21 protein-coding genes are annotated in these 22787 nt (G+C 52.4%); 18 read left to right on the top strand and 3 right to left on the bottom strand.

What is annotated here, in order from left to right:
* Position 1 precedes the first annotated feature (1 nt).
* The 10 genes from EVJ34_RS01750 (at position 2) to EVJ34_RS01705 (ending at position 12745) form a co-directional block, all read left to right on the top strand.
* Complete coding sequence (locus tag EVJ34_RS01750; RefSeq protein WP_131484552.1) at positions 2-1255, top strand: lipid II:glycine glycyltransferase FemX; 1254 nt, start codon at positions 2-4, stop codon at positions 1253-1255.
* Entirely contained in the window at positions 1252-1905 is a 654-nt protein-coding gene (locus tag EVJ34_RS01745; protein WP_131433998.1) for a M15 family metallopeptidase, read from the top strand. Before EVJ34_RS01750 ends, EVJ34_RS01745 begins: the two co-directional genes overlap by 4 nt.
* A 95-nt stretch (positions 1906-2000) precedes the next feature.
* Complete coding sequence (locus EVJ34_RS01740) at positions 2001-3668, top strand: ribonuclease J (protein ID WP_131434000.1); 1668 nt, start codon at positions 2001-2003, stop codon at positions 3666-3668.
* A gap of 62 nt (positions 3669-3730) precedes the next feature.
* Positions 3731-5914 (top strand): DNA translocase FtsK, encoded by a 2184-nt coding sequence (locus EVJ34_RS01735; protein ID WP_131484551.1) that lies wholly within the window; start codon positions 3731-3733, stop codon positions 5912-5914.
* Positions 5915-6317: 403 nt separating this feature from the next.
* Positions 6318-7037, top strand: coding sequence for a GntR family transcriptional regulator (locus EVJ34_RS01730; protein WP_131434004.1), 720 nt, complete (start codon positions 6318-6320; stop codon positions 7035-7037).
* Positions 7038-7165: 128 nt separating this feature from the next.
* Complete coding sequence (locus EVJ34_RS01725; RefSeq protein WP_131434006.1) at positions 7166-8251, top strand: BMP family lipoprotein; 1086 nt, start codon at positions 7166-7168, stop codon at positions 8249-8251.
* A gap of 61 nt (positions 8252-8312) precedes the next feature.
* Positions 8313-9839 carry an ABC transporter ATP-binding protein gene (locus EVJ34_RS01720; RefSeq protein ID WP_131434008.1) on the top strand — a complete coding sequence of 509 codons (1527 nt, stop codon included), beginning with the start codon at positions 8313-8315 and terminating at the stop codon, positions 9837-9839.
* On the top strand, positions 9836-10900 hold the full coding sequence (locus tag EVJ34_RS01715) for an ABC transporter permease (RefSeq protein ID WP_131434010.1): 1065 nt from the start codon (positions 9836-9838) through the stop codon (positions 10898-10900). The genes EVJ34_RS01720 and EVJ34_RS01715 overlap by 4 nt, the downstream gene beginning before the upstream one ends.
* Positions 10897-11856 carry an ABC transporter permease gene (locus EVJ34_RS01710; protein ID WP_131434013.1) on the top strand — a complete coding sequence of 320 codons (960 nt, stop codon included), beginning with the start codon at positions 10897-10899 and terminating at the stop codon, positions 11854-11856. The genes EVJ34_RS01715 and EVJ34_RS01710 overlap by 4 nt, the downstream gene beginning before the upstream one ends.
* 82 nt (positions 11857-11938) lie before the next feature.
* Positions 11939-12745 carry a thermonuclease family protein gene (locus EVJ34_RS01705; protein ID WP_131484550.1) on the top strand — a complete coding sequence of 269 codons (807 nt, stop codon included), beginning with the start codon at positions 11939-11941 and terminating at the stop codon, positions 12743-12745.
* A 38-nt stretch (positions 12746-12783) separates the two neighbouring features.
* On the opposite strand, the gene EVJ34_RS01700 is transcribed toward EVJ34_RS01705, so the two are convergent.
* On the bottom strand, positions 12784-13032 hold the full coding sequence (locus EVJ34_RS01700; protein WP_131434017.1) for a ferredoxin: 249 nt from the start codon (positions 13030-13032) through the stop codon (positions 12784-12786).
* A gap of 143 nt (positions 13033-13175) precedes the next feature.
* On the opposite strand from EVJ34_RS01700, the gene EVJ34_RS01695 reads away from it, so the two are divergent.
* From EVJ34_RS01695 to EVJ34_RS01665, 7 genes are all read left to right on the top strand, one after another.
* Positions 13176-14198 carry a YpbB family protein gene (locus EVJ34_RS01695; protein ID WP_236636611.1) on the top strand — a complete coding sequence of 341 codons (1023 nt, stop codon included), beginning with the start codon at positions 13176-13178 and terminating at the stop codon, positions 14196-14198.
* Positions 14182-15609, top strand: a complete 1428-nt coding sequence (locus EVJ34_RS01690; RefSeq protein ID WP_131484549.1) for a RecQ family ATP-dependent DNA helicase — start codon at positions 14182-14184, stop codon at positions 15607-15609. Before EVJ34_RS01695 ends, EVJ34_RS01690 begins: the two co-directional genes overlap by 17 nt.
* Before the next feature lie 41 nt (positions 15610-15650).
* On the top strand, positions 15651-15854 hold the full coding sequence (locus EVJ34_RS01685) for a hypothetical protein (protein WP_131484548.1): 204 nt from the start codon (positions 15651-15653) through the stop codon (positions 15852-15854).
* Between the two features lie 163 nt (positions 15855-16017).
* The gene (locus tag EVJ34_RS01680; RefSeq protein ID WP_131434023.1) at positions 16018-16875 is read left to right on the top strand and encodes a MerR family transcriptional regulator; all 858 of its coding nucleotides are present in this window, start codon (positions 16018-16020) and stop codon (positions 16873-16875) included.
* A 61-nt stretch (positions 16876-16936) separates the two neighbouring features.
* Positions 16937-17518 carry an adaptor protein MecA gene (locus EVJ34_RS01675; protein WP_131484547.1) on the top strand — a complete coding sequence of 194 codons (582 nt, stop codon included), beginning with the start codon at positions 16937-16939 and terminating at the stop codon, positions 17516-17518.
* A 96-nt stretch (positions 17519-17614) separates the two neighbouring features.
* Positions 17615-18532, top strand: a complete 918-nt coding sequence (locus EVJ34_RS01670; protein ID WP_131434027.1) for a D-alanine--D-alanine ligase — start codon at positions 17615-17617, stop codon at positions 18530-18532.
* Positions 18533-18681: 149 nt separating this feature from the next.
* Positions 18682-19950 (top strand): Glu/Leu/Phe/Val family dehydrogenase, encoded by a 1269-nt coding sequence (locus EVJ34_RS01665; protein WP_131434029.1) that lies wholly within the window; start codon positions 18682-18684, stop codon positions 19948-19950.
* A 55-nt stretch (positions 19951-20005) separates the two neighbouring features.
* Here EVJ34_RS01665 and EVJ34_RS01660 read toward each other — a convergent pair whose 3' ends face one another.
* Positions 20006-21013 carry a YpdA family putative bacillithiol disulfide reductase gene (locus EVJ34_RS01660; protein ID WP_131484796.1) on the bottom strand — a complete coding sequence of 336 codons (1008 nt, stop codon included), beginning with the start codon at positions 21011-21013 and terminating at the stop codon, positions 20006-20008.
* A 36-nt stretch (positions 21014-21049) separates the two neighbouring features.
* Complete coding sequence (locus EVJ34_RS01655; protein ID WP_131434031.1) at positions 21050-22021, bottom strand: asparaginase; 972 nt, start codon at positions 22019-22021, stop codon at positions 21050-21052.
* Positions 22022-22128: 107 nt separating this feature from the next.
* On the opposite strand from EVJ34_RS01655, the gene prsW reads away from it, so the two are divergent.
* A complete protein-coding gene (prsW, locus tag EVJ34_RS01650) occupies positions 22129-22785 on the top strand; it encodes a glutamic-type intramembrane protease PrsW (protein ID WP_131434033.1) in 657 nt (218 codons plus the stop codon).
* Positions 22786-22787: the final 2 nt, after the last annotated feature.

The raw sequence follows: 22787 nt of genomic DNA, 5'->3' as shown, positions 1-22787 counted from the left end.
TATGGCAGTACAACCGATCACCTTGACAGAGAAAGAGCATGACGAATTCGTCAAAGCACATGACCGTGGGGATTTGCTCCAACTTTCGAGTTGGGCCAATGTGAAACGACAAAACGGTTGGTTCGCCGAGCGAATCGCCGTCGCCACAGCCGGTGTGACGAGCGGAGTCGCGTTACTGTTGTTTAAACGGGTACCGAAGCTCCCGTTCACGCTTTGCTACGCGCCTCGCGGTTTCGTCGTCGACTATGACGATGTGGCGTCGTTGACCGCGTTGACCGAAGAGGCGAAACGGGTCGCCAAAGCGAATAAAGCGATCACTGTAAAAATTGATCCGAATATCGACCGAGACGAAGTACCCGGCCTCTTGACCGAAATGGCGAGCCTCGGCTTTACCCATAAAGGATATGGTGGGGGGTTCGATTACGCCCAGCCTCGGTTCACAATGGAGACGGACTTACGTCCGAGCGAGAAAGAGATTTTTGGCAAGTTCCATCACAAGTTCCGCTATAACGTGCGTTTGGCAGAACGAAAAGGAATCATCTGCACCGAAGTCGGACGTGACGGCCTCAAGACGTTCGCCGACTTGATGAAAGTAACGGGCGAACGGGACGGCTTTGCCATCCGTGGCCTCGATTACTTCGAGAACTTGTACGATTGCCTACAACCCGATGACGCACGCTTGTTCTTGACGAAACTTGAACCGAAGCTCGCGCTCGACCAACAGATGGCTACGCTTGAAAAAGCGGAGCGTGACCTCGGGAAAATTGAACGATCACTCGAGACGGAAACAATCGAGAAGAAACGGACGAGCTTGTTGAACCGCCAAAAACAGACGCGTGAACAAATCGAGAAGATTCAAGCAGCATTGCCGGAACTGACGGAGTTGCACGAGAAATACCCGAACGGACTCGTCTTGTCGGGTGGTCTGTTGACGCTCGCCGGACGACGCTCCTATTATTTGTACGGAGCGTCCTCGAATGAGTTCCGTGAATTCATGCCGAACCACCTTATGCAATGGACGATGATGCAAGCGGCCAAGGCGAGCGGTGCCGAACGCTATGATTTTGGTGGCGTATCGGGCAGCACAGAGCCTGATGACGAATACGCCGGACTCTATGCGTTCAAATCAGGTTGGGGCAGCGATATGATCGAGAAGGTCGGCGAGTTCGATCTCGTCTTGAATCGTCCGCTCTATTTCGCCCTTGAAACAGGATTACCGCTCGTCAAAGGACTCCGTAAACGGTTGCGCCGATGAAATGGACCGGCGTTTTGACGTTCGCGATGACGGCATTTTTAGTCGGAATCTTTTTAGCGTACACGTTGTCACGTCCGGGGCCGATGCCGTGGGTCGATGAACCGACGTTTGAGGCGGGGATGTGTGAGCGCAACACCCGCTCGGAAGATGTCATCGTCGAGCGGAGCGAGAAGGCGTTCGCCAAACTGCATCCGCATGTGCGGGAGCGAAGCGAATCATTCGTGCGTCTGGCCTATTCGTGCCTCGGTCTCGAGGTTCGCCTGACGTCCGGATATCGTTCAGCTGATGAGCAGAACGCCCTCTACGCCCAAGGCCGCTCGAAACCAGGTCAAGTCGTGACAAACGCCAAAGCGGGCGAGAGCTATCATAACTATGGACTCGCCGTCGATTTCGTCATCATTCACAACAACCGCGCCGACTATGATTTGGAGTCAGACCATAACCGGTCGGATGAACCGGATTGGCAAGAACTAGGGGAGCTTGGCAAGGCGCTCGGCTTCGAATGGGGCGGGGATTGGAGAAGTTTTCCGGATTACCCACACTTACAAATGGACTTCGGTTTGTCGATTCGTCAGCTCGCTTCCGGGAAACGTCCGGATGAGAAAGCGACGATGCCGCTTGCCGATGTGATGAAGCCTCTCGTCGATTGAACGGAAATGTTGGCATATCACCAGTTTTCCGATACAATATTCAGTAGCGATAAGTGGACGAAACAGAATATGCAACATCTAGGAGGTTTTTGTTAGTGTCAAAGAAGAAGACAGAGAACGTTAGCGTCTTTGCGCTTGGAGGCGTAGGCGAAATCGGGAAGAACATGTACGTCGTGGAACTAGACGACGACATCTTCGTCATCGATGCCGGCCTTATGTTTCCAGGCGATGAGATGCTCGGGATTGATATCGTCATCCCGGACATTACGTATTTGAAAGAAAATAAAGATCGGGTACGCGCGATTTTCATCACCCATGGTCACGAAGACCATATCGGTGGACTCAGCTATGTACTCCGTGATTTGAAACACGTTCCCGTATATGGGACGAAATTGACGCTCGGTTTGATCGAGCTCAAATTGAAAGAGGCTGGCTTATTGAAAGAAGTCGACCTCCGTTTGATTGACGCCAAAACGAAATTGACTATCGCTGATCATTTCATCACTTTCTTCCGCGTCAACCACTCGATTCCGGACTGTGTCGGGGTCTGTATCCAAACGTCACAAGGCGCCATCGTACATACGGGCGACTTTAAGTTTGACTACACACCGGTCGATGGGAAACAGTCAGACTTTAACAAGTTGGCAGCCATCGGTCAACGCGGCGTTCTATGCCTCTTGTCGGATTCGACGAACGCGGAACGTCCAGGTCAAACTGGTTCGGAATCGCTCGTCGGTGCCGAGTTGAATGATGTCATCTATCAAGCCGAAGGTCGCGTCATCGTCGCGTCATTCGCTTCGAACGTGCATCGTCTGCAACAAGTGTTCGCGGCAGCCGAAGCGAATGACCGCAAAGTCGCCGTCGTCGGACGCAGCATGGTCAACATCGTCGAAGTGGCTCAAAAGCTGAACTACTTACGCTTTAAGCCGAAGACACTCGTCGAGCTCTCGCAAGTGAATCGTTTGCCGGACAACAAAGTCGTCATCTTGACGACCGGTTCACAAGGTGAGCCGATGGCGGCCTTGACGCGCATGGCGCGCAACGCCCATAAACAAGTGAACATCCGCTTGAACGATACGGTCGTCATCGCGGCGACACCGATTCCAGGGAACGAGAAGTCGGTCTCGAAGACGATTGACCTGCTCTTCCGTTCAGGTGCGAACGTCATCTATAACCAACGGAAAGTACACGTTTCGGGACACGGTTCGGCCGAAGAGCTCAAGCTCATGTTGAACCTCGTCAAACCGAAGTACTTCCTCCCGATTCACGGAGAGTACCGGATGCAGATGGCCCACTCGAAGCTCGCCGAACAAGTCGGTGTGAAATCGAACAACATCTTTATCGTCGAAAAAGGGGATGTCGTGGAGTTCACGGGACGTAAAGCTCGGATGACTCGAAAAGTACCAGCCGGCAATGTTTTGATTGACGGAATTGGTGTCGGGGACGTCGGCAATATCGTCCTCCGTGACCGTCGTCTTTTGTCACAAGATGGTGTCGTCCTCTGCGTCGTCACGTTGAACCGGAAACAGAAGAAATTGATTTCAGGACCTGAACTCATCTCGCGCGGATTCGTCTATATGCGTGAATCAGAAGAGATGATCTCAGAAGCGAACCGCATCGTCACGAAACAGATCGAGAAGAGTCTCCAAGCTGGAAGTGATTGGACCGAGTTGAAATCAAATATCCGCGAGCGGCTCAGCGTCTACTTGTTCGAGCAGACGAAACGTCGTCCGATGATCTTGCCGATCATCATGGAGATTTAAGGAATTGAGATTGAGGCAAAAGTCATCAGACTTTTGCCTTGTTTTTTTAGGAGGAATCTAAGGTGGCACAAAAAACGAGAAAAACTCCGGTGAAGCGGAAGCGACCGACGACGAGACGTACGAAAAACCAGCCCATCCCACTACATACATATGGCTGGATCGCATTCGTCTTATCAATCACGGCGTTCATCTTCTCCCTGTTCGATTTCGGATGGGTCGGCAATCAGACGTCGCTCCTTGCGACGACGTTGTTCGGGGGCTGGGGGGCTGTTACGTATTTGGCAATTGCATTCACGTTGCTCGTCTTTTTAAACAAGTTTCGGCCGATGCAACGGACTGGCATGTTGTTATTGTTCGTCTCGTTTCTCATGTTCGGTGATCTCGTATGGGGGGCCGAACGGGGCGCGGTCAACGGGGCGCTCTATCGACTCAATCAATATTTACTCTCCGATTTCGGCATTATTTTTTTAGGTGCCCTCAGTATGATTGTCGGTATCTCGCTGTTATCCCCGACGATTTGGCGAACGCTCGGGGCTAGATTGCTTGAGACGGGTACGGCCATCAAACAAGAGTGGAACGACCGGGAACGGGTCAAACCGGCCCAAGTGTCAAATCGGAAGAAAACGGTTCCGGGACCAGCGAAAGTCGACCCGACACCGGCCGCGGTTGAAGCCGAGCCTGAAGCGGATGCGGTGACGATGCACGATATTCCAATCGTCGGGTTCAGTGAGAAAGTCGTCGCCGAGAAACGTCCGAAAACAGAGGAGGCGGCGCCGTCGGAAGAAGTGGTCGACCTACCGACCGAGGACATGATGATGACGGCGTCACAAGACGTATCGGACACGTATGAGTTGCCGACGTTCACGATTCTCAGTGAGCCGGTCGTGACCGATCTGTCCGGGGAAAACGCCCGCCTGAAAGCGAACGCGACGAAACTTGTCCAAACGCTGAAATCGTTCGGCGTCGGGGTGAAAGTATTGAAAATCCACCTCGGTCCGACCGTGACAAAGTATGAACTGCAACCAGACATCGGTGTCAAAGTGAGCCGCATCACCTCGCTCAGTGATGACCTTGCCCTCGCGCTCGCCGCGAAAGATATCCGCATCGAGGCGCCAATCCCCGGAAAGGCCGCCATCGGGATTGAAGTCCCGAACCAAGAAGTGGCACCGGTCTGTCTCCGAGAAGTGCTCGAAGCTGATCCGGTCAAGCGGGAGCAGTCGCCACTCCTTGTCGCTCTCGGGCGTAGCATCAGTGGGGAAACGGTGACAATCGCTTTGAATAAAATGCCGCACTTGCTCGTCGCAGGGTCGACCGGGTCCGGGAAATCGGTCTGCATTAACGGCATGATTGTGTCGCTCTTGATGCGCACACGACCCGATGAGGTCCGGCTCATGATGATTGACCCGAAAATGGTCGAGTTGAATGTTTATAACGGCGTTCCGCATTTGTTGACACCGGTCGTGACGGATCCGAAGAAAGCGGCCCAAGCGCTCAAGCAAGTCGTTGCCGAGATGGAACGGCGCTATGAGTTGTTCAGCCGTTACGGCGTTCGAAATATCGAAGGATACAACGAACTCGTCGACAAGTCGGACGATGAGGATGCGAAACGTCTGCCGTTCATCGTCGTCATCGTCGATGAACTCGCGGACTTGATGATGGTCGCCTCGAACGATGTCGAGGACGCCATCATGCGTCTTGCCCAGATGGCTCGGGCGGCGGGGATCCATATGGTGCTCGCCACGCAACGTCCATCGGTCGATGTCATCACGGGCGTCATCAAAGCGAATATCCCGTCACGTATCGCTTTCGCTGTCTCGTCACAGACAGATTCACGGACCATCCTCGACGGAGGAGGGGCCGAGAAGCTACTCGGACGAGGTGACATGCTCATGCTCGCCAACGGAATGAACAAACCGATTCGTGTGCAAGGTGCGTTCGTATCGGACCAAGAAGTCGAAACGGTCGTCAATCATGTCATCGCCCAGCAACGGGCCCAGTACGTCGAGGCGATGATGCCGAAAGAAGAAGAGGTCACGACAATCGACTCGGACGATACATTGTTCGATGAAGTCGTACAGTTTATCTTGACGCAAGAGACGGCGTCCACTTCGATGATTCAACGAAGATTCCGAATCGGTTATAACCGGGCCGCCCGTTTGATCGATTCGCTTGAACAGGCCGGCTATGTCGGACCTTCAGAGGGCTCCAAACCGCGGAAAGTACTCATTAACCAACCGGAAGCATAAAACAAAAAAACGAATGATAATTGACCGCATGTCATTATCGTTCGTTTTTTGTTTTATTTTAACGAATCTGATGTGAATGGGGGATGCCGAGGGAAAGTCATGTTAAGTTGAACTAATATAGCACATCTGACCTATTCGAGGCATTAAGACATACTACTAAAACTGTTGAACCGCTTTCATTTTTTAATACCGTTTTCATTTTACGATTTCTTTTCAAAGCAGGTCAGAACAGGTAATATAGACTATGAAGCGTTTGGAATCCCTTCACTTTAAAATATTTCCCTGATTCCGAACAAAAAGTATTGCGTTCTATTTCTCGAATCCCTATACTTAATATTGGCAAGGACATTCATACGTCAGATGTCTGAGCACTGGTAAGAAATAGGTAAAGGTGGTGAGGCCCATGTCGATCAAGCTCGATCATCGCTTGCTCTATCTTCGCGTGATTGAGAAAATCAAGCAAGATATCGACGATGGTGTCTATCGTGAAGGAGAGAAACTTCCTTCAGAATTCGAGTTGTCGAAGCAACTAGGAGTCAGTCGAGCGACGCTCCGAGAAGCGCTTCGTATCCTCGAGGACGAGAAATTTGTCGTGCGGAAACATGGCGTCGGGACTTTTATCAGTTCAAAACCCCCGTTTACTTCTGGGATCGAAGAGCTGTTCAGTGTCACGGACATGATCATGCGCGCCAAAATGACACCAGGAACGAAAGTGTTGGTGGCCGAAAAGGTTCTAGCAACCGAGAGAGAAGCCGAGCGTTTAAAAATCGAACCGAACTCACCGATTTATCGGATCGTCCGGATTCGATATGCGGATGAGACACCAGTTGTCTACTGTGTCGATAAAATTCCAGCCCATCTCGTCTCGAATCCGAAGGCGTTGACGGAAGGGAAGTCGTTGTTCGACGCGCTCGAAACAGAGGTAGGACGTCGGGTCGCATATGCGATCACGCACATCGAACCGAGTGTGAACGCTGAAATTTCGACGCAACTTCAAACGGACCAACCGTTACTGGCATTGAAACAATTGCATTACGATGAGAGCGATTTACCGTTGCTCGATTCGGCGAACTTTTTCCGAGCGGACCGCTTCGACTTCCACGTCGTTCGAAAACGCGTCTAAGCACGTTCGTTTTATCCGGAAACAGTTATTTTTGGGGAATAGCGTGAAAGCGCTTTCTTATACCGGTGTAAAGACTACTGATGACATGACAACCTTAATTGTTATGATCCGAAAGGGGAAACACGACGATGAACAAGAAAAAAACAATTCTCTCAGCTTTAGCAGCAGGTCTCACACTCTCGACAGTACTCGCAGCATGTGGCGGGGATGACAATGAAGGTGCTTCAAACGGAGAAGGCGGCGGTGAAGGTAGCGACTTCAAAGTGGCGATGGTAACTGATACAGGCGGTGTCGATGATAAATCGTTCAACCAATCAGCTTGGGAAGGTCTCACAAAGTTCGGGGAAGACAACAACTTGACAGAGAACGAAGGTTTCAAATATCTTCAATCATCAAAACAAGCAGATTACCAGCCAAACTTGCAACAATTGGCGCGCGACAATTTCAACTTGATTTACGGAATCGGCTTCTTGATGGGCGAAGACATCCAAAAAGTTGCTGAGCAGTTCCCAGACAACAACTTCGCCATCGTTGACATGGTCGTGGATGCACCGAACGTCGCATCAATCACGTTCAAAGAGCAAGAAGGTTCATTCCTTGTCGGTGTCGTCGCGGGTCTTACAACGACGACTGACAAAGTCGGTTTCATCGGCGGAGTTGAGTCAGACTTGATCAAGAAATTCGAGAACGGATACAAAGCCGGTGTCATGGCCGTTAACCCGGACGCGACAATCGACGTGAAATATGCTGAAGACTTCAACTCAGCTGAAAAAGGAACAGCCATCGCTTCAGGTATGTACGGCGCAGGCTCAGACATCATCTATCACGCAGCAGGCGGTACAGGTGTAGGGGTATTCACAGAAGCGAAAAACCGTAAGAAAAACGGTGAAGATGTATGGGTAATCGGGGTTGACCGTGACCAGTATGAAGAAGGTCTCCCAGAGAACGTAACGCTTACTTCAATGGTAAAACGTGTTGACACGGCAACTTACGAAGTTTCAAAACTTGCGATGGAAGATAAGTTCCCAGCAGGCGAAATCGTTGAGTTCTCATTGAAAGACGAAGGTGTAGGAATCGCTGAAACATCAAGCGAAAACGTCTCAGCTGACGTCCTCTCAAAAGTTGAAGAGTACCGTACACAGTTGATCGACGGAGACATCACGGCTCCAGCAACTGACGCTGAGTTCGAAGAGTTCATGAAAACAGTAAAATAATTCATTGAGTTAGGGGGGACCCATGCGGTCTCCCTTTACTTAAAGTTAGGGGTGGACTTTCTTGGAATATGTAATTGAAATGCTCAATATTCGCAAAGAGTTCGGAACGTTCGTGGCCAACGACAATATCACCCTCCAATTGCGCAAAGGAGAGATTCATGCGTTGCTCGGCGAGAACGGTGCCGGGAAATCGACGCTCATGAACGTCCTGTTCGGTCTTTATCAGCCAGAAGGCGGGGAGATTCGTGTACGCGGGGAGAAAGTGAACATTGAGAATCCGAACATCGCCAACGAACTCGGGATCGGCATGGTACACCAACACTTCATGCTCGTCGAGAAGTTCACGGTGACCGAGAACATCATCCTCGGATTAGAGCCGAAGAGTGGTTTGACGGTCGATCGGGCGACGGCGCGTAAAAAAGTCATGGAAATCTCGGAACAGTATGGTCTTCGGATTGATCCGGATGCGAAAATCGAGGACATCTCGGTCGGCATGCAACAACGGGTCGAAATTTTGAAGACGCTCTATCGCGGAGCTGAGATTTTGATTTTTGATGAGCCGACCGCTGTACTGACGCCGCAAGAGATTCAAGAACTCATTCAAATCATGAAGCGTCTGATTGAAGAAGGTAAATCGATCGTCTTGATCACGCATAAACTGAAAGAGATCATGCAAGTCGCCGACCGCTGTACGGTCATCCGCCGCGGACGTTATATCGGTACGATTGATATCGATGAGACGGTCAATGAAGATCGTTTGGCAGAAATGATGGTCGGGCGTGAAGTCAACTTTGATGCGGAATATTCCAAGGCAGATCCACAGCAAGTCGTCCTCGACGTCCAAAAGCTTGTCGTCAAAGACAGTCGTGGGCTCGCAGCCGTCGACGGCTTGGATTTACAGATTCGTTCAGGAGAAATCCTCGGGATTGCCGGGATTGACGGGAACGGACAGACCGAGTTGATTGAAGCCATCTCAGGCTTGAAAAAACCGGAGTCTGGAAAAGTATTGCTAAATGGGAAAGACGTGACCGGGTTCACACCGCGTAAAGTAACAGAGTCTGGTGTCGGCCACATCCCGCAAGACCGTCATAAGCACGGACTCGTCCTCGATTATTCAATCCGAGACAACATGGTCCTCCAAACGTATTATAAAGAGCCGTTCTCGAAGCGCGGTTTGATGAACTATAAAGCGGTGGCAGAGAAAGCGAAAGCGTTGATTGAGAAGTTTGACGTCCGAACTCCATCGGTCGATGTGCCGGCCCGCGCCTTGTCGGGTGGAAACCAGCAGAAAGCCATCATCGCTCGCGAAGTCGACCGGTCGCCTGACTTGTTGATTGCGGCACAACCGACACGGGGTCTTGACGTCGGGGCAATCGAGTTCATTCATGAACAGCTCATCAAAGAACGTGAAAAAGGACGCGCCGTCTTGTTGATCTCGTTCGAGCTCGAAGAGATTTTACATGTGGCGGACAGAGTCGCGGTCTTATATGAAGGCAAAATCGTCGGGATCCGTGATCCGAAAGAGACGACGGAGCAAGAACTCGGCTTCTTGATGGCCGGCGGTAAGAGAGGAGAAGAAACAGTATGAATAAGCTAGGATTCAATCGACTGCTCATCCCGCTCTTGTCAATCTTGATGGGACTACTCGTCGGAGCGATCGTCATGCTCATCGGCGGTTATGACCCGATCAGAGGGTTCTCTTCGCTGTTCGAAGGCATGGTCGGCAGTCCGTATGCGATCGGCGAGACACTTCGCGCCGCAGCGCCGCTCATCTTCTCAGGTTTAGCCGTCGCGTTCGCGTTCCGGACCGGCCTGTTCAACATCGGTGTCGAAGGCCAAGTATTGATTGGTTGGGTGGCAGCTGTTTATGTCGGAATTAACTTTGATTTGCCGATGTTCATTCACTTGCCGCTCGCGCTTCTCGCGGCCATGTTCGCGGCAGCGCTCTGGGCGTTCGTGCCTGGTTTCTTAAAAGCCAAGTTCCACGTCCATGAAGTAATCACATCCATCATGATGAACTATATCGCGCTCTATACGACGAACGCGATTTTACGCAGTGTCATCGGGGTGACGAACGAACGGACCGAGTCAATCAACGAGTCGGCATCGCTCGCGTCGCCATGGCTCCAAGAAATGACGCAGTTCTCACGCTTGCACTGGGGTGTCCTCATCGCTGTGCTCGCGGCCATCGTCTACTACTACATCTTGCAACGGACGACGCTCGGTTATGAGCTTCGGGCCGTCGGTTTCAACAAACATGCGTCGCAATACGCAGGAATGAGCGTCAACCGGAACATCATTCTCTCATTCGTCATCTCGGGTATGTTCGCAGGACTCGCCGGGGCGATGGAAGGTCTTGGTACGTTCAACGGCATGACACTCAGCGCCTCGTTCACCGGAGTCGGTTTCGACGGGATCGCCGTCGCGCTTCTCGGTGCGAACACGGCCGTCGGTGTCGTCTTGGCAGCCATCTTGTTCGCCGGACTCAATATCGGCGGACTCGCGATGCAGCTTGGGGCGAACATTCCGTCTGAACTCGTCAAAGTCATTATCGCGGCCATCGTCATCTTCGTGGCATCGGGTTATGCGTTCAACTATGTGATCGACAAATTCAAAGGAAATCGTAAGAAAGGGGTGGAGAAAAAATGAGCTTCTTAGAAGTCCTCTATATCGTCGTTCCGGTCGCGTTGGCCTATGCGACTCCACTCATCATTGCAGCGCTCGGCGGCATTTTCAGTGAACGTTCGGGCGTCGTCAACATCGCCTTAGAAGGTATCATGGTCATCGGTGCCGCGACTGGAATCATCACGACGCTTACGTTGACGAACATGGGGCTTGGCGGTCTCAGTCCATGGATCTCGCTCTTGGTCGCCATGGTCGTCGGTGCGCTCTTCTCGCTCTTCTTGGCTGTTCCGGCCATCCTGTGGCGAGCTGACCAAACGGTACTCGGTGTCGCCATCAACATGCTCGCGATCGGACTTGCGATCTTTGTCGTCCGCGTCCTCTATAACAAAGGGCAGACCGATTTCATCGAATTTCGGATCGCGAAAGAGAACGTGCCGATTCTCTCGGACATTCCTGTACTCCGTATGTTCTTCATTAACGTCCAGTACACGTCGTTCATCGCCATCGCGCTCGCGTTCGTCGTCTGGTTCGTCATCTTCAAGACGCCGTTCGGTCTACGTCTCCGCTCGGTCGGGGAACACCCGATGGCGGCTGACACGATGGGGATCAACGTCACGAAAATGCGCTTCATGGGCGTCATGCTCTCGGGTGCGTTCGGCGGACTCGCCGGTGCGGTCTACGCCGTCACCGTCACGACGAACTTCAGTGGGACGACGATTGTCGGTCAAGGATTCTTGGCCATCGCCGCGATGATCTTCGGGAAATGGAATCCGCTCGGCGCGCTCGGAGCCGGCCTGTTCTTCGGTTTCGCCCAAGCGTTGTCAATCATCGGAAGTAACTTGCCGGTCATCAGCAACGTACCACAAGTGTTGCTCTTGATTGCGCCGTACGCGCTCACGATCCTTGCCCTCGCAGGTGTCGTCGGACGTGCCGATGCACCAAAATCGGTCGGTATCCCATATATTAAAGGGAAACGCTAATCATCAAAAGGACAAATGTCCATTTCATCAAGGTTGTTTGACGCTTAAGTCAAACAACCTTTTTTGTTATACTGGTGTAGAGGTGAGACAATTGAAAAAATGGTGGCAACTGCTGATGGCTGTCGCGTTGAGCGTTTCGCTCGCGGGCTGCTCCGTTGATGACTGGTTCGCCGAACAGATCGACCCGCCGGAATCGCTCGTTGAACTAGAGTCCGAATTCCCCTCGGCGTCGGTCTCACAACTTGTCGAACGGCCGCTCGGTAAGACCGAGACGGTCACGCTCGACCGCGTCATCGATGGCGATACGCTCAAAGTCGAGTTCGAGAACGGGGCGACCGAGTCGATTCGTCTCTTGCTTGTCGATACGCCGGAAACGAGCCATCCGACGCTACCAGTCCAACCGTTCGGGGAGGATGCGAAATCGTTCGTCGAACGTTGGTTACCGGAAGGGGATACGATCACGCTCGAATATGACGTCGGGCGCTATGATCGTTATCAACGGACGCTCGCTTACGTTTGGTATGACGATGCGATGCTAAACGAGGAATTGTTGCGCCGAGGTCTGGCGCGTGTTGCCTATGTGTATGCGCCGAACACGCAACACATCGATGCGTTCCGGGAGGTCGAACGGGCCGCGCGTAAAGAGTTGCTTGGGATTTGGAGTCTTGAGGATTATGTGACAGGCAATGGCTTTGACCATGAGGCGACCGAGCCGGCCAAACCGGCACGGGACACGGACGATTGCGACATCAAAGGGAATATCAATCGGGACGGAGAGAAGATTTATCACGTTCCGGGCGGGGCGAGCTATGAGCGAACCATCCCCGAGGCGATGTTCTGTACGGAAGAAGAAGCGCGTGAGGCCGGTTTCCGGTCAGCGGCTCGATAAAAAAAGACATGTGCGCCTATGAGGCACACATGTCTCGCTTATTCGTACTTGAGCGCGTCGCCGTCGAACGATTCGTCCGCGACTTTGATCGAGTCGGTCGGACATCCTTCGAAAGCGTCCATCAAGTCCTCACTCAATTCGTCCGGGACTTCAATCGTACCCGTGTTGTCGTCCATCAAGTTGAACGCGAGGCCTTCGTCATCATAGTCGAAGATGTCCGGGGCGGCTGCTCCGCAGGCCCCACATGCGATACATGTATCTTTATCAACAATCGTAAATTTTGCCATTTGTAACCCTCCATACGTTTCGTCTCTCTGCATAGAAATGATTTTCTACTGACTATGAGTAATTGTAGTCTACATACCCAAATATTTCAATGAGGAAACGAATAACGTTTTGGAAGCATAATTTTGACCGAGGAGGTGGAACGATGGTTCATTTAGCGGACGGGGTGTTATTGCTCTCGATCGAGCGTTTGAAAGGGGAGCGCAGTGAGCGTAGTTTGTTTCATGTATTGAACGGAAAACGTTCGGCGACGACGCTGCAAGACGCCTTTTTTTATGACTTGGAACCGATTTTTGGATTGTTCCCCTATACGAAGTACGACTATGAAAAGTTGCTCGCTTCGTTCGAAAAACGAGGCTGGCTCAACCGTTCGAGTTTCACGTTGACCGATGCCGGCAAGATGCTAGCGTCTCCCGAGGCCGTCAGTGACCTGTTCGACCGTCTCGGCGGTGAATACCGGGATTATACGACGATGACGTGGAAACGGCTCAGCTTGTTCGTCCAGACGTTCATGTCGCTTGAGCACGAGCGGACGTTCTACCCGGTCCAGGCCGATCGGTTAGCTGAACGTTGGGTCAAACAGATCGTCCGGACCGAGCGGGAGTGGCAACCGCTGATTCACAGCTTTCATCAGGAGCTTGAGACAGCGCTTGAAGAAGTCGGAGACCCATATGCGACCGCCGTCGTCTATCGATTCACGGGCGCGTTCGAGACGGGATACACGTATGAACAAATCGCGGCGCTCTTGGACGTCGATGCGCGGACGGCCCGACTCTACTTTTTGGCCGGCTGGAACGCGCTCTTGTGGAAGTTGCCGCGGGACGCAAAGCTGCTCGGCTTCGCTCACGGTTTATCGAGCGAACGGATGACGTTGTCGGCGCGGGAATCGTATGAACAGTTTTTGGCCGGCCGATCGTTCCAACAAGTCCAATCACAGCGGCGGTTGCGTACGAGCACAATTGAGGACCACGTCGTCGAGATGGCGATGTATTTAGACGAGTTCCCGCTCGATCAATTCGTTCCACTCGAACAAATCAAGCAAGTCGAGCAGCTGCGTGACGAGTCGAGCTGGGCGCTCAAGCCGATTTTTGAACAAGTCGACGGAATCAGTTATTATCAAATCCGATTGGTGTTCGCACGATTGAAACGAGGTGAGACATTTGTTTGAAAAGACGTTGAAGCGGGTGTTCGGCTATGACACTTTTCGTCCGGGACAGCGTGAGGTAATCGATGCGGTCGCCGACGGGCAAGACGTGCTCGCCATTATGCCGACCGGGGCTGGCAAGTCGTTGACGTTCCAACTCCCGTCTTATATTAAAAATGACGGGCTGACGATCATCGTGTCGCCGCTCTTGTCGCTCATCGAGGACCAGATGCTCCATATCCGCGAACGAGGCGAGCGTGGGGTGGCGCGATTGACGTCGATGGAGACACTCGAAGAGAAGCAAGACATCTTGAACCATTTGAAACGTTACCGCTTCTTATATTTATCGCCCGAGCAACTCGCCGTGCCGCACGTGACGCGGGCGCTCGCACGGACGAAAATTCAAATGCTCGTCGTCGACGAGGCGCACTGTATCTCGCAGTGGGGTCACGAGTTCCGGCCTGAGTATGCCCGCTTAGGCGAATTGCGAAAACAGCTCGGCAGTCCGCAATGCATGGCCGTCACCGCGACAGCGCCGGAGGCGGTAAAACGTGACATTATCGAGAAGTTGGCGCTGTTCTCGCCGTCACAGTTTGTCCATTCGGCCAACCGTCCCGAGATTCGTCTGATTGTCGAACGCCTCGAATCGGAGGATAAGATGCGACGGTTGAGCGAACTCGTCCACGATGTTCCGAAACCGGCCGTCATTTATACGGCGACTCGGCGTGAGGCAGAAGCGCTCGCCCTCCACCTCGATGACGCCTTGTTTTATCATGGTGGCATGTCGACTGAGGACCGCCGGCTCGTGCAGTCGCAATTCTTACGAGATGAAGTCGCCATCATGGTATGTACGAGTGCGTTCGGGATGGGTGTGAATAAAGATAACGTCCGGTCGGTCATCCATTATCAGGTCCCGGCCACGCTCGAGGCGTATATGCAAGAGATTGGACGTGCCGGACGTGACGGAAACCCTGCTTTTGCCGTCTTACTTTATGCTGAGGGTGACGAACGCATCCAACAGTTTTTGATTGACCAACAATATCCAAAAGACAAAGATATCCGTCTCGCTTATTTGGAACGTGACAACGGCACGAGCCTTGCCCAGTTGCCGCGCCTGTTGCGATTGAACGAGGAAGACCCGGTCTGGGGCTTGTTGAGTCAAATGCTCGCCGAGCGGACGCTTGCCGAGGCGATTGATTGGGTAAAAGATAGAAAGCGGGCTCGGTATCGTCAACTCGGGCAGATGATGGACTATGCCCTCATCAAAACGTGTCGGCGTGACTACTTGTTGAACTACTTCTCGGAACAACCGGTCAAACAAGCCGATTGTTGTGACGTCTGTGGGGAAATCGTGTTCCCGCCGTCGGTTCAACCTGTGTCTAAAAATGTGACAGATTGGAAACATCGGTTGGCTCGCATCTTCTCCTTTGAATGATATCATAGTAAAATGATAAAAAAGGTAAAGGAGGGCACACGTTGCGATATCGGAACCAAGCGGACTCACTGCGTGAACAAGTGGTGGACACGTTGCCGTCTCGCGCTGAACGGCAAGAGCATGAGCGCAAAGAAAAATTGAACGATAATTGGCTAAAGCGGCCGCTCGCTATGATGCTGACATTGACGATGTTTGCCATTATTCTTGTATTTTTATATATAGGTCGTCACACCTTATTTTTCTGACAATACGACGGGGACGTCGTATTTTTTATTACGTACTTCGTTCGGTCAGACGGATCTGCTCAATCTCGCCAATTTCTCACAAGAATTGCACAATAAAACAGGTAAAGCGCTTCGGATGGGTCTATACTAAAAAAGAAGAACCTGTAGGAAAGGAGGGGCTGCTGTGCCGAAGTACTCCATTAAGACGGTCGCGTCTCTCACCGGGGTCAACCCGACGACGATTCGGGCGTGGGAACGCCGCTATCAATTTATTGTGCCGAGCCGGACCGAATCCGGCCACCGACTGTATTCCGACCAAGACGTCGAAAAGATTAAATGGGTCGTTGAGAAACAACGGGAAGGCTTGACCGTATCCCAAGCGATTCAACAACTACATGTTGCCCCGAAGCCGAAGCCTGCCCGCCTCTATGACGAGGAATTAATGGATGGGTTGCTCGAGGCGTTACTTTCGTTTGACGAACGCAAGGCGCACGATTTGATCAATCGTGCTTTTAATACGTTCAGCTTTGAAAAGGTCACGAAAGACATCATCGGTCCGTTGTTGATGGAAATCGGGACGCGTTGGGAGAATGGGGACATCACGATTGCGCATGAGCACTTTGCGACCGCTTTTTTGCGGGCTCGTTTGTCGACGCTCTCCTTACAGATGCCGATGAATCCATTTTTACCGCGGATCATTTGTGTGTGTTCCCCAGGCGAGATGCACGAGATCGGCCTGTTGTTCGTGACGCTTTATTTGCGCCAATACGGGTATGATGTGATCTTCCTTGGTGCAGGCTTCCCGAAAGAAGATTTAAACGAGGCGTTGCACGATATCGACGCGAAGTGCTTGATTTTCTCCTGCACATTGACGGAACATCTTGAAGGTCTAAAAGAAGCGATGCGCTTTATCCAAGCCGACCATCCGGATCTTGTCATCGGAGCCGGGGGATATGCGGTCAGCCTTCACGCATCCGAGTTTGGATCGGCCTTCCTCGGTGATACGCCTGAAGCATGGACTGAGTGGTTGTCAACTATTTGACAGGTTGAACAAACGAGAGTAGCTTATAAAGTAGGATTGATTAATCTTTGGAGGTTTTCGTTTGAGATTTGAAAAGCAAACTAAAGAACATTTAAGGGTATATTTGACCGCGAGCGACCTTTCTGTTCGAGGGATTGCCATCGATACGATTGTCGGAGAGAGCGGCCAAGACCTATGGCGGGAATTGCTCGAGACAGCGGAGGCGGAATTCGGCTTCATGCCCCAAGGTACTGTCGACTTGAACGTGACGATGTTTCCCCGCGACGGACTCGTCATTGACGTTCAAAAAGTCGAAGCGGCCGCCCCGGAATCGGATCAAGAACAAGTCGAGATTCGGCTCACGATTGATGTGATTCATCATCTGATTTATCAGTTTGAGGATATTGAGGACGTCATCAACGCCTCGGTCCGTCTATTCCCACATATGCAACAGACGGAGCAGGGTGGGGCGCTTTACCATTATGATGGACGCTATTATTTACATTTTGTCGAAGTGCTCAAACCGGACGTCGAGGAGCGCTTGGCCGCCATCTTGTCGGAGTACGGGCGCACGACGACTGTCAGTCCGTACGTCATGATGGAATACGGCAAGACGATTCAAACTGAACAAGCCGTGAAACAGCTGTACGATACGTTCGCGTAAGTACGGCTTTTTAACTGTTCTGTTTCTATTGTTTTCACCCGACACATGGTATGATAAAACTTGAATTTTTGAGATGTTAGCCGAAGGAGAGATTTGATGAAAGTCGCGGTATTATATGGTGGTGTATCAGGTGAGCGGGAAGTGTCGCTCACGAGTGGTAAAGGAATGATCGAGGCGCTCGAAGAACGCGGGCACGAGGTCGTGGCGATTGATTTTCACCCGGACCGGGCTGATGAGCTATTGACGCTTCAAGCCGATGTCGTCGTGAGCGCCCTGCATGGGAAATATGGAGAAGACGGACGCGTCCAGTCACTGTTAGAGATGGCCGGATTGCCGTACACGGGATCAGGTGTCTTGGCGTCAGCGCTGGCGATGGACAAAGCCCGTGCGAAAATCATATTCGCCGCTGCCGGCATCCGCATCGCCCGTGACGTCCTTATCGAGACGGGTGACGATATCGACGCGAAAATCGCTGAGTGGGGCGCTGAGTTCCCGTGCGTCGTCAAGCCTGCTCAAGAAGGGTCATCGAACGGATTGACGATCGCGATGGACGAAGCGATGCTTCGTCAAGGGATCGACAAAGCGTTCGCGTGTGATACGGCCGTGTTGGTCGAACAATATATTAAAGGCCGTGAGTTGACGGTGCCTGTTCTTGGGAATCACGGGGCCGAGACCGCACTGCCGGTCATCGAAATCATCCCGAAAAATGAGTTTTATGACTATGAGTCGAAGTATTCAGAAGGCGGGTCGATTCACGTCTGTCCGGCTGAGTTGCCGGATGCGTTGACCGAGGAAGTTCAAACGGCTGCCATCAAAGCACACCGTGCCCTCGGATGTAGCGGTTATTCTCGTTCGGACTTCCTCGTTTCTGAAACGGGACTCGCTTATATTTTAGAGACGAACACGCTCCCGGGTATGACACCGCTCAGCTTGTTCCCAGACAGCGCCCGTGCTGTCGGAATTTCGTACGGTGAGCTGTTAGAGCGATTCATTGAACTGGCACTGGACAAGTAAGAAGGGACCCACCCTTCTTTTTTGTTTTAGAAAACGCTTTCATTATTTTTGTAAAAGCCTTTCAAATTGGGCGCGTATCAGCTATACTTTTAAACGAATACGAGGTTGATTCTTGGGGGAGAATTGACAATTTAGGGGAGGAAACCTTCATGATTACGGATCAAGAAAAAGGTCATCAAAAACGAAAAAACATCCTTGAATCGACACAAGAAGTGATACACGAGGCGCTTGATAAACTTGGGTATCCAGAAGAGATGTACGAGCTCTTGAAAGAGCCGCTTCGGATGTTGACCGTCCGCATCCCGGTACGTATGGATGACGGATCGACAAAGATTTTCACAGGATACCGGGCGCAACATAACGACGCGGTCGGGCCGACGAAAGGTGGCATTCGCTTCCACCCGAGCGTGACGGAAGTCGAAGTGAAGGCGTTGTCGGTCTGGATGAGCTTGAAGGCCGGAATTGTCGACCTTCCATACGGTGGCGGTAAAGGCGGGATTGTCTGTGATCCGCGTGAGATGAGTTTCCGTGAAATCGAACGATTGAGCCGAGGTTATGTCCGAGCCATCAGTCAAATCGTCGGACCGACGAAAGATATCCCAGCTCCGGACGTGTTCACGAACTCGCAAATTATGGCGTGGATGATGGATGAGTATAGCCGCATCGATGAATTCAACTCACCCGGTTTCATCACGGGTAAACCACTCGTCCTCGGTGGCTCGCATGGACGTGAGACGGCCACGGCAAAAGGTGTCGCCATCATGATCCGGGAAGCAGCGCTGCGCCGAGGGATCGAGTTGAAAGGGGCGCGTGTCGTCGTCCAAGGATTCGGGAACGCCGGGAGCTTCTTGTCGAAGTTCATGCATGACGCCGGTGCGAAAGTGATCGCCGTCAGCGATGCATATGGTGCGATTCACGATGAGAACGGCCTCGATATCCCGTATCTTCTGGATCGTCGAGATTCGTTCGGGACGATTTCGACGCTCTTCAAGAACACGATTTCGAATAAAGAAATGCTCGAACTCGACTGCGACATCTTGGTCCCGGCCGCGATCGAGAATCAAATCACTGAAGACAACGCCGATCACATCAAGGCATCGATCGTCGTCGAGGCCGCCAACGGACCGACGACGAACGAAGCGACCCGTATCTTGACAGAACGCGGCATCCTGCTCGTTCCAGACGTGCTCGCGTCGAGCGGCGGGGTGACCGTCTCGTACTTTGAATGGGTCCAAAACAACCAAGGTTACTATTGGACGGAAGAGGAAGTGGAAGAGAAGCTTGAGAAAGTGCTCGTCCACTCGTTCAATACGGTATACAACACGTCGTCGGCCCGGAAGGTCGATATGCGTCTCGCCGCCTATATGGTCGGTGTACGTAAGATGGCCGAAGCGTCGCGTTTCCGCGGTTGGGTATAATCAGACAGCAAAAAAGAGGGAGAGCCTGGCATCAGGTTCTCCCTCTTTTTGTCGATTACGTTGTCACACCGTTACGCTCCCGAAGCGTCTCGGCAATGGCTTGGCCGTGGAACCGGCCGTTCTCGATAAAAATCTTATTGGCATCATTTCCGGCGGCGACGACACCGGCGATGAACAAGCCGTCAACGTTCGTTTCGAACGTCATGTCGTCAAATGCGGGCACGCCTGTCTCCTCGTCGACTTGAACCCCGGCATCGGCGAACAGCCCGTGGTCGGGCAAGTAGCCCGTCATGGCGAGCACGTGGTCGGTCTCGAGTCGGAGTTCTTCGCCGTGTTGACGATAGACGACGTGATGCGGCTCAATCCGTACAATCTCCGCCTCGAGCTCGAGGCGGACCTTGTCGTGGCGGACGAGCGAGTCGAACGTTGGCAGCACCCACGGTTTGACAGACGGGCTATAGCCGTCCCCGCGATAGAGTACCGTAACGTGGGCTCCGGCTTTCTCGAGCTCGATGGCCGCATCGACCGCGGAGTTTTTTCCGCCGATGACGGTCACGCGTTGACGGTAGAACGGATGCGCCTCTTTGAAGTAATGCGTGACGTGCGGCAATTCTTCACCCGGGACGTCGAGCGTACGAGGGCGTCCGTAATAGCCCGTGGCCAGGATGACATAGTCGGCCTTACGCTCTTTGGCGCCATCGCGATCATGATGTGACCGGACGAGGAAGCCGTCCTCGGTACGCACCACTGCTTCGACCGTCTCAAAGGGTTGGACGTCGAGCCCGGTCCGGCTGACGACTTCCCGGTAATAGACGAGTGCATCTTGACGACGCGGTTTCAAATCTTTACAGATGAACGGGATATCCCCGATTTCAAGCAAATTGGCAGACGAGAAGAACGTCTGATGAGTTGGATACCGATAGATGGCGTCGACGATATTGCCGCGCTCGATGACCGTGCACGAGATGCCGATACGCTCTAACTCAATCGCAGCCGACAGCCCACACGGTCCGGCGCCGACGACGATAGCATGTTTATTCAATGAAATCACCTCATCCCTCATTGTATGGAAGGACGAATCGGTTGGCAAGTCGCCAACTCAATGTTGGAAGCTAAAGCTGTGCTCCATGACCGCCTGGGACGATCCTGCTTCAAGCTCGACGAGGAGGCGGAGTCTCGCTTTTTGTGAGTTCAATCCGTTCGAGAAGATGATGCCCATCTCTTTGAGTTGTTGGCCTCCGCCGACGTAACCGTACACGTCTTGGACGATTCCATTAAAACAGCGGCTGACGATGACGACCGGCATCCGTTCGACGAGCATTTCGAGCGCCGGGACGATCGACGGCGGGACGTTTCCTTGCCCGAGCACTTCAAGCACGAGTCCATCATAGCCGAGCGCGTGCACGGCCTCGATCAAATCCGGCTCCATCCCGGCGACGACTTTCAATACCGCGACCCGCTTTGTGATCGAGGGTATCATCTTTGGTTGTTTCGTCGTCGGCTGACTGTAGATGAGGACGTGATCTTTCGTCACCATGCCGACGTTCCCGAAGTGGACCGATTTGAACGTGTCGACCGAGGACGTGTGCGTTTTTGTCACGTTGAACGCGGAGTGAATCTCTCCGTTGAAGACGACGAGCACCCCTTTACCGCGTGCGACATCACTTTGGGCGACCCGAAGCGCCGTGATCAGATTGAATTCGCCGTCCGAACCGACTTCGTTCGACGAGCGCATCGCTCCGGTCAAGACGATCGGTACCGGCGCACCGAGTGTGATTTGTAAGAAGTAGGCTGTCTCTTCGAGTGTGTCGGTCCCGTGCGTGATGACGACCCCGTCGTACGTGTCTTGCGTCAGTTGTTGATTGATGAACTGGGCGAGCTCGAGCATTTTTTCCGGTGTCATGTGCGGTGACGGGATGTTCGAAAAATGTTTCGTCGTGATGTTCGCGATGTCCGTCGCTTTCGGTAATGTCGCGTCAATCGGATTGACCTCGCTCGGCATGACGTGTCCCGACCCCGATTGAGACATGGCGATCGTACCGCCGGTGTGGATGAGTAACAAATGATTCATAACAGACCTCCAACTTTTTTGTTCGTTTCTTCCATTTTCTAGGTGCGACCTACTTTTTCTTTCCTCTATTTCAGTGTATGCTTAACGTGAGAGAGGAGAGATGCATCATGATTGCAATCGCCTTGTCTGCGGTTGCGCCAGGGTTCGCCCTTCTTTCCTACTTCTATCTCCGCCATGAGTTGGAAGCGGAACCGCTCGGCTATGTGATCCGTTCGTTCGTCGCCGGGGCCATTCTCGTCTTTCCGATCATGTTCGTGCAGTATGCGTTCGTGGAAGAAGGGGTGCTCGTGGGCCCGTTTTGGAAGGCGTTCGTGGCCACCGCGCTATTGGAAGAGTTTTTTAAGTGGTTCATGATTTATTATACAATATACATACATAAAGTCTTCGATGATTACTACGACGGGATTCTCTATGCGGTCGCCTGTTCACTCGGCTTTGCCACATTAGAGAATTTTCTATATTTATGGGTATACGACTCGATTGAAATCGCGATTTGGCGTGCCGTGTTGCCGGTGAGCGGTCATGCGCTCTTCGCTGTCGTCATGGGGTTTTGTCTCGGTCGGGCTAAACATTCCACCCATGAACGGTTTTGGCTATTCACGGCGGTCATGGCAGCTACGCTATTGCACGGCATGTTCGACTATATCCTGCTCGTCGAACCGATGAACAAAGTGCCGGCCGTCGTCTATATCGTCGTGCTTTGGATGGTCGCGCTCTTACTCGTGCGGACCGCCAATCGCTCCAATCATCGCCAATACAAATAGAA

This window comes from Exiguobacterium sp. SL-9, from assembly GCF_004336985.1.
Classification (GTDB): Bacteria; Bacillota; Bacilli; order Exiguobacteriales; family Exiguobacteriaceae; genus Exiguobacterium.
This window is presented reverse-complemented; position numbering and strand designations above follow the sequence as displayed.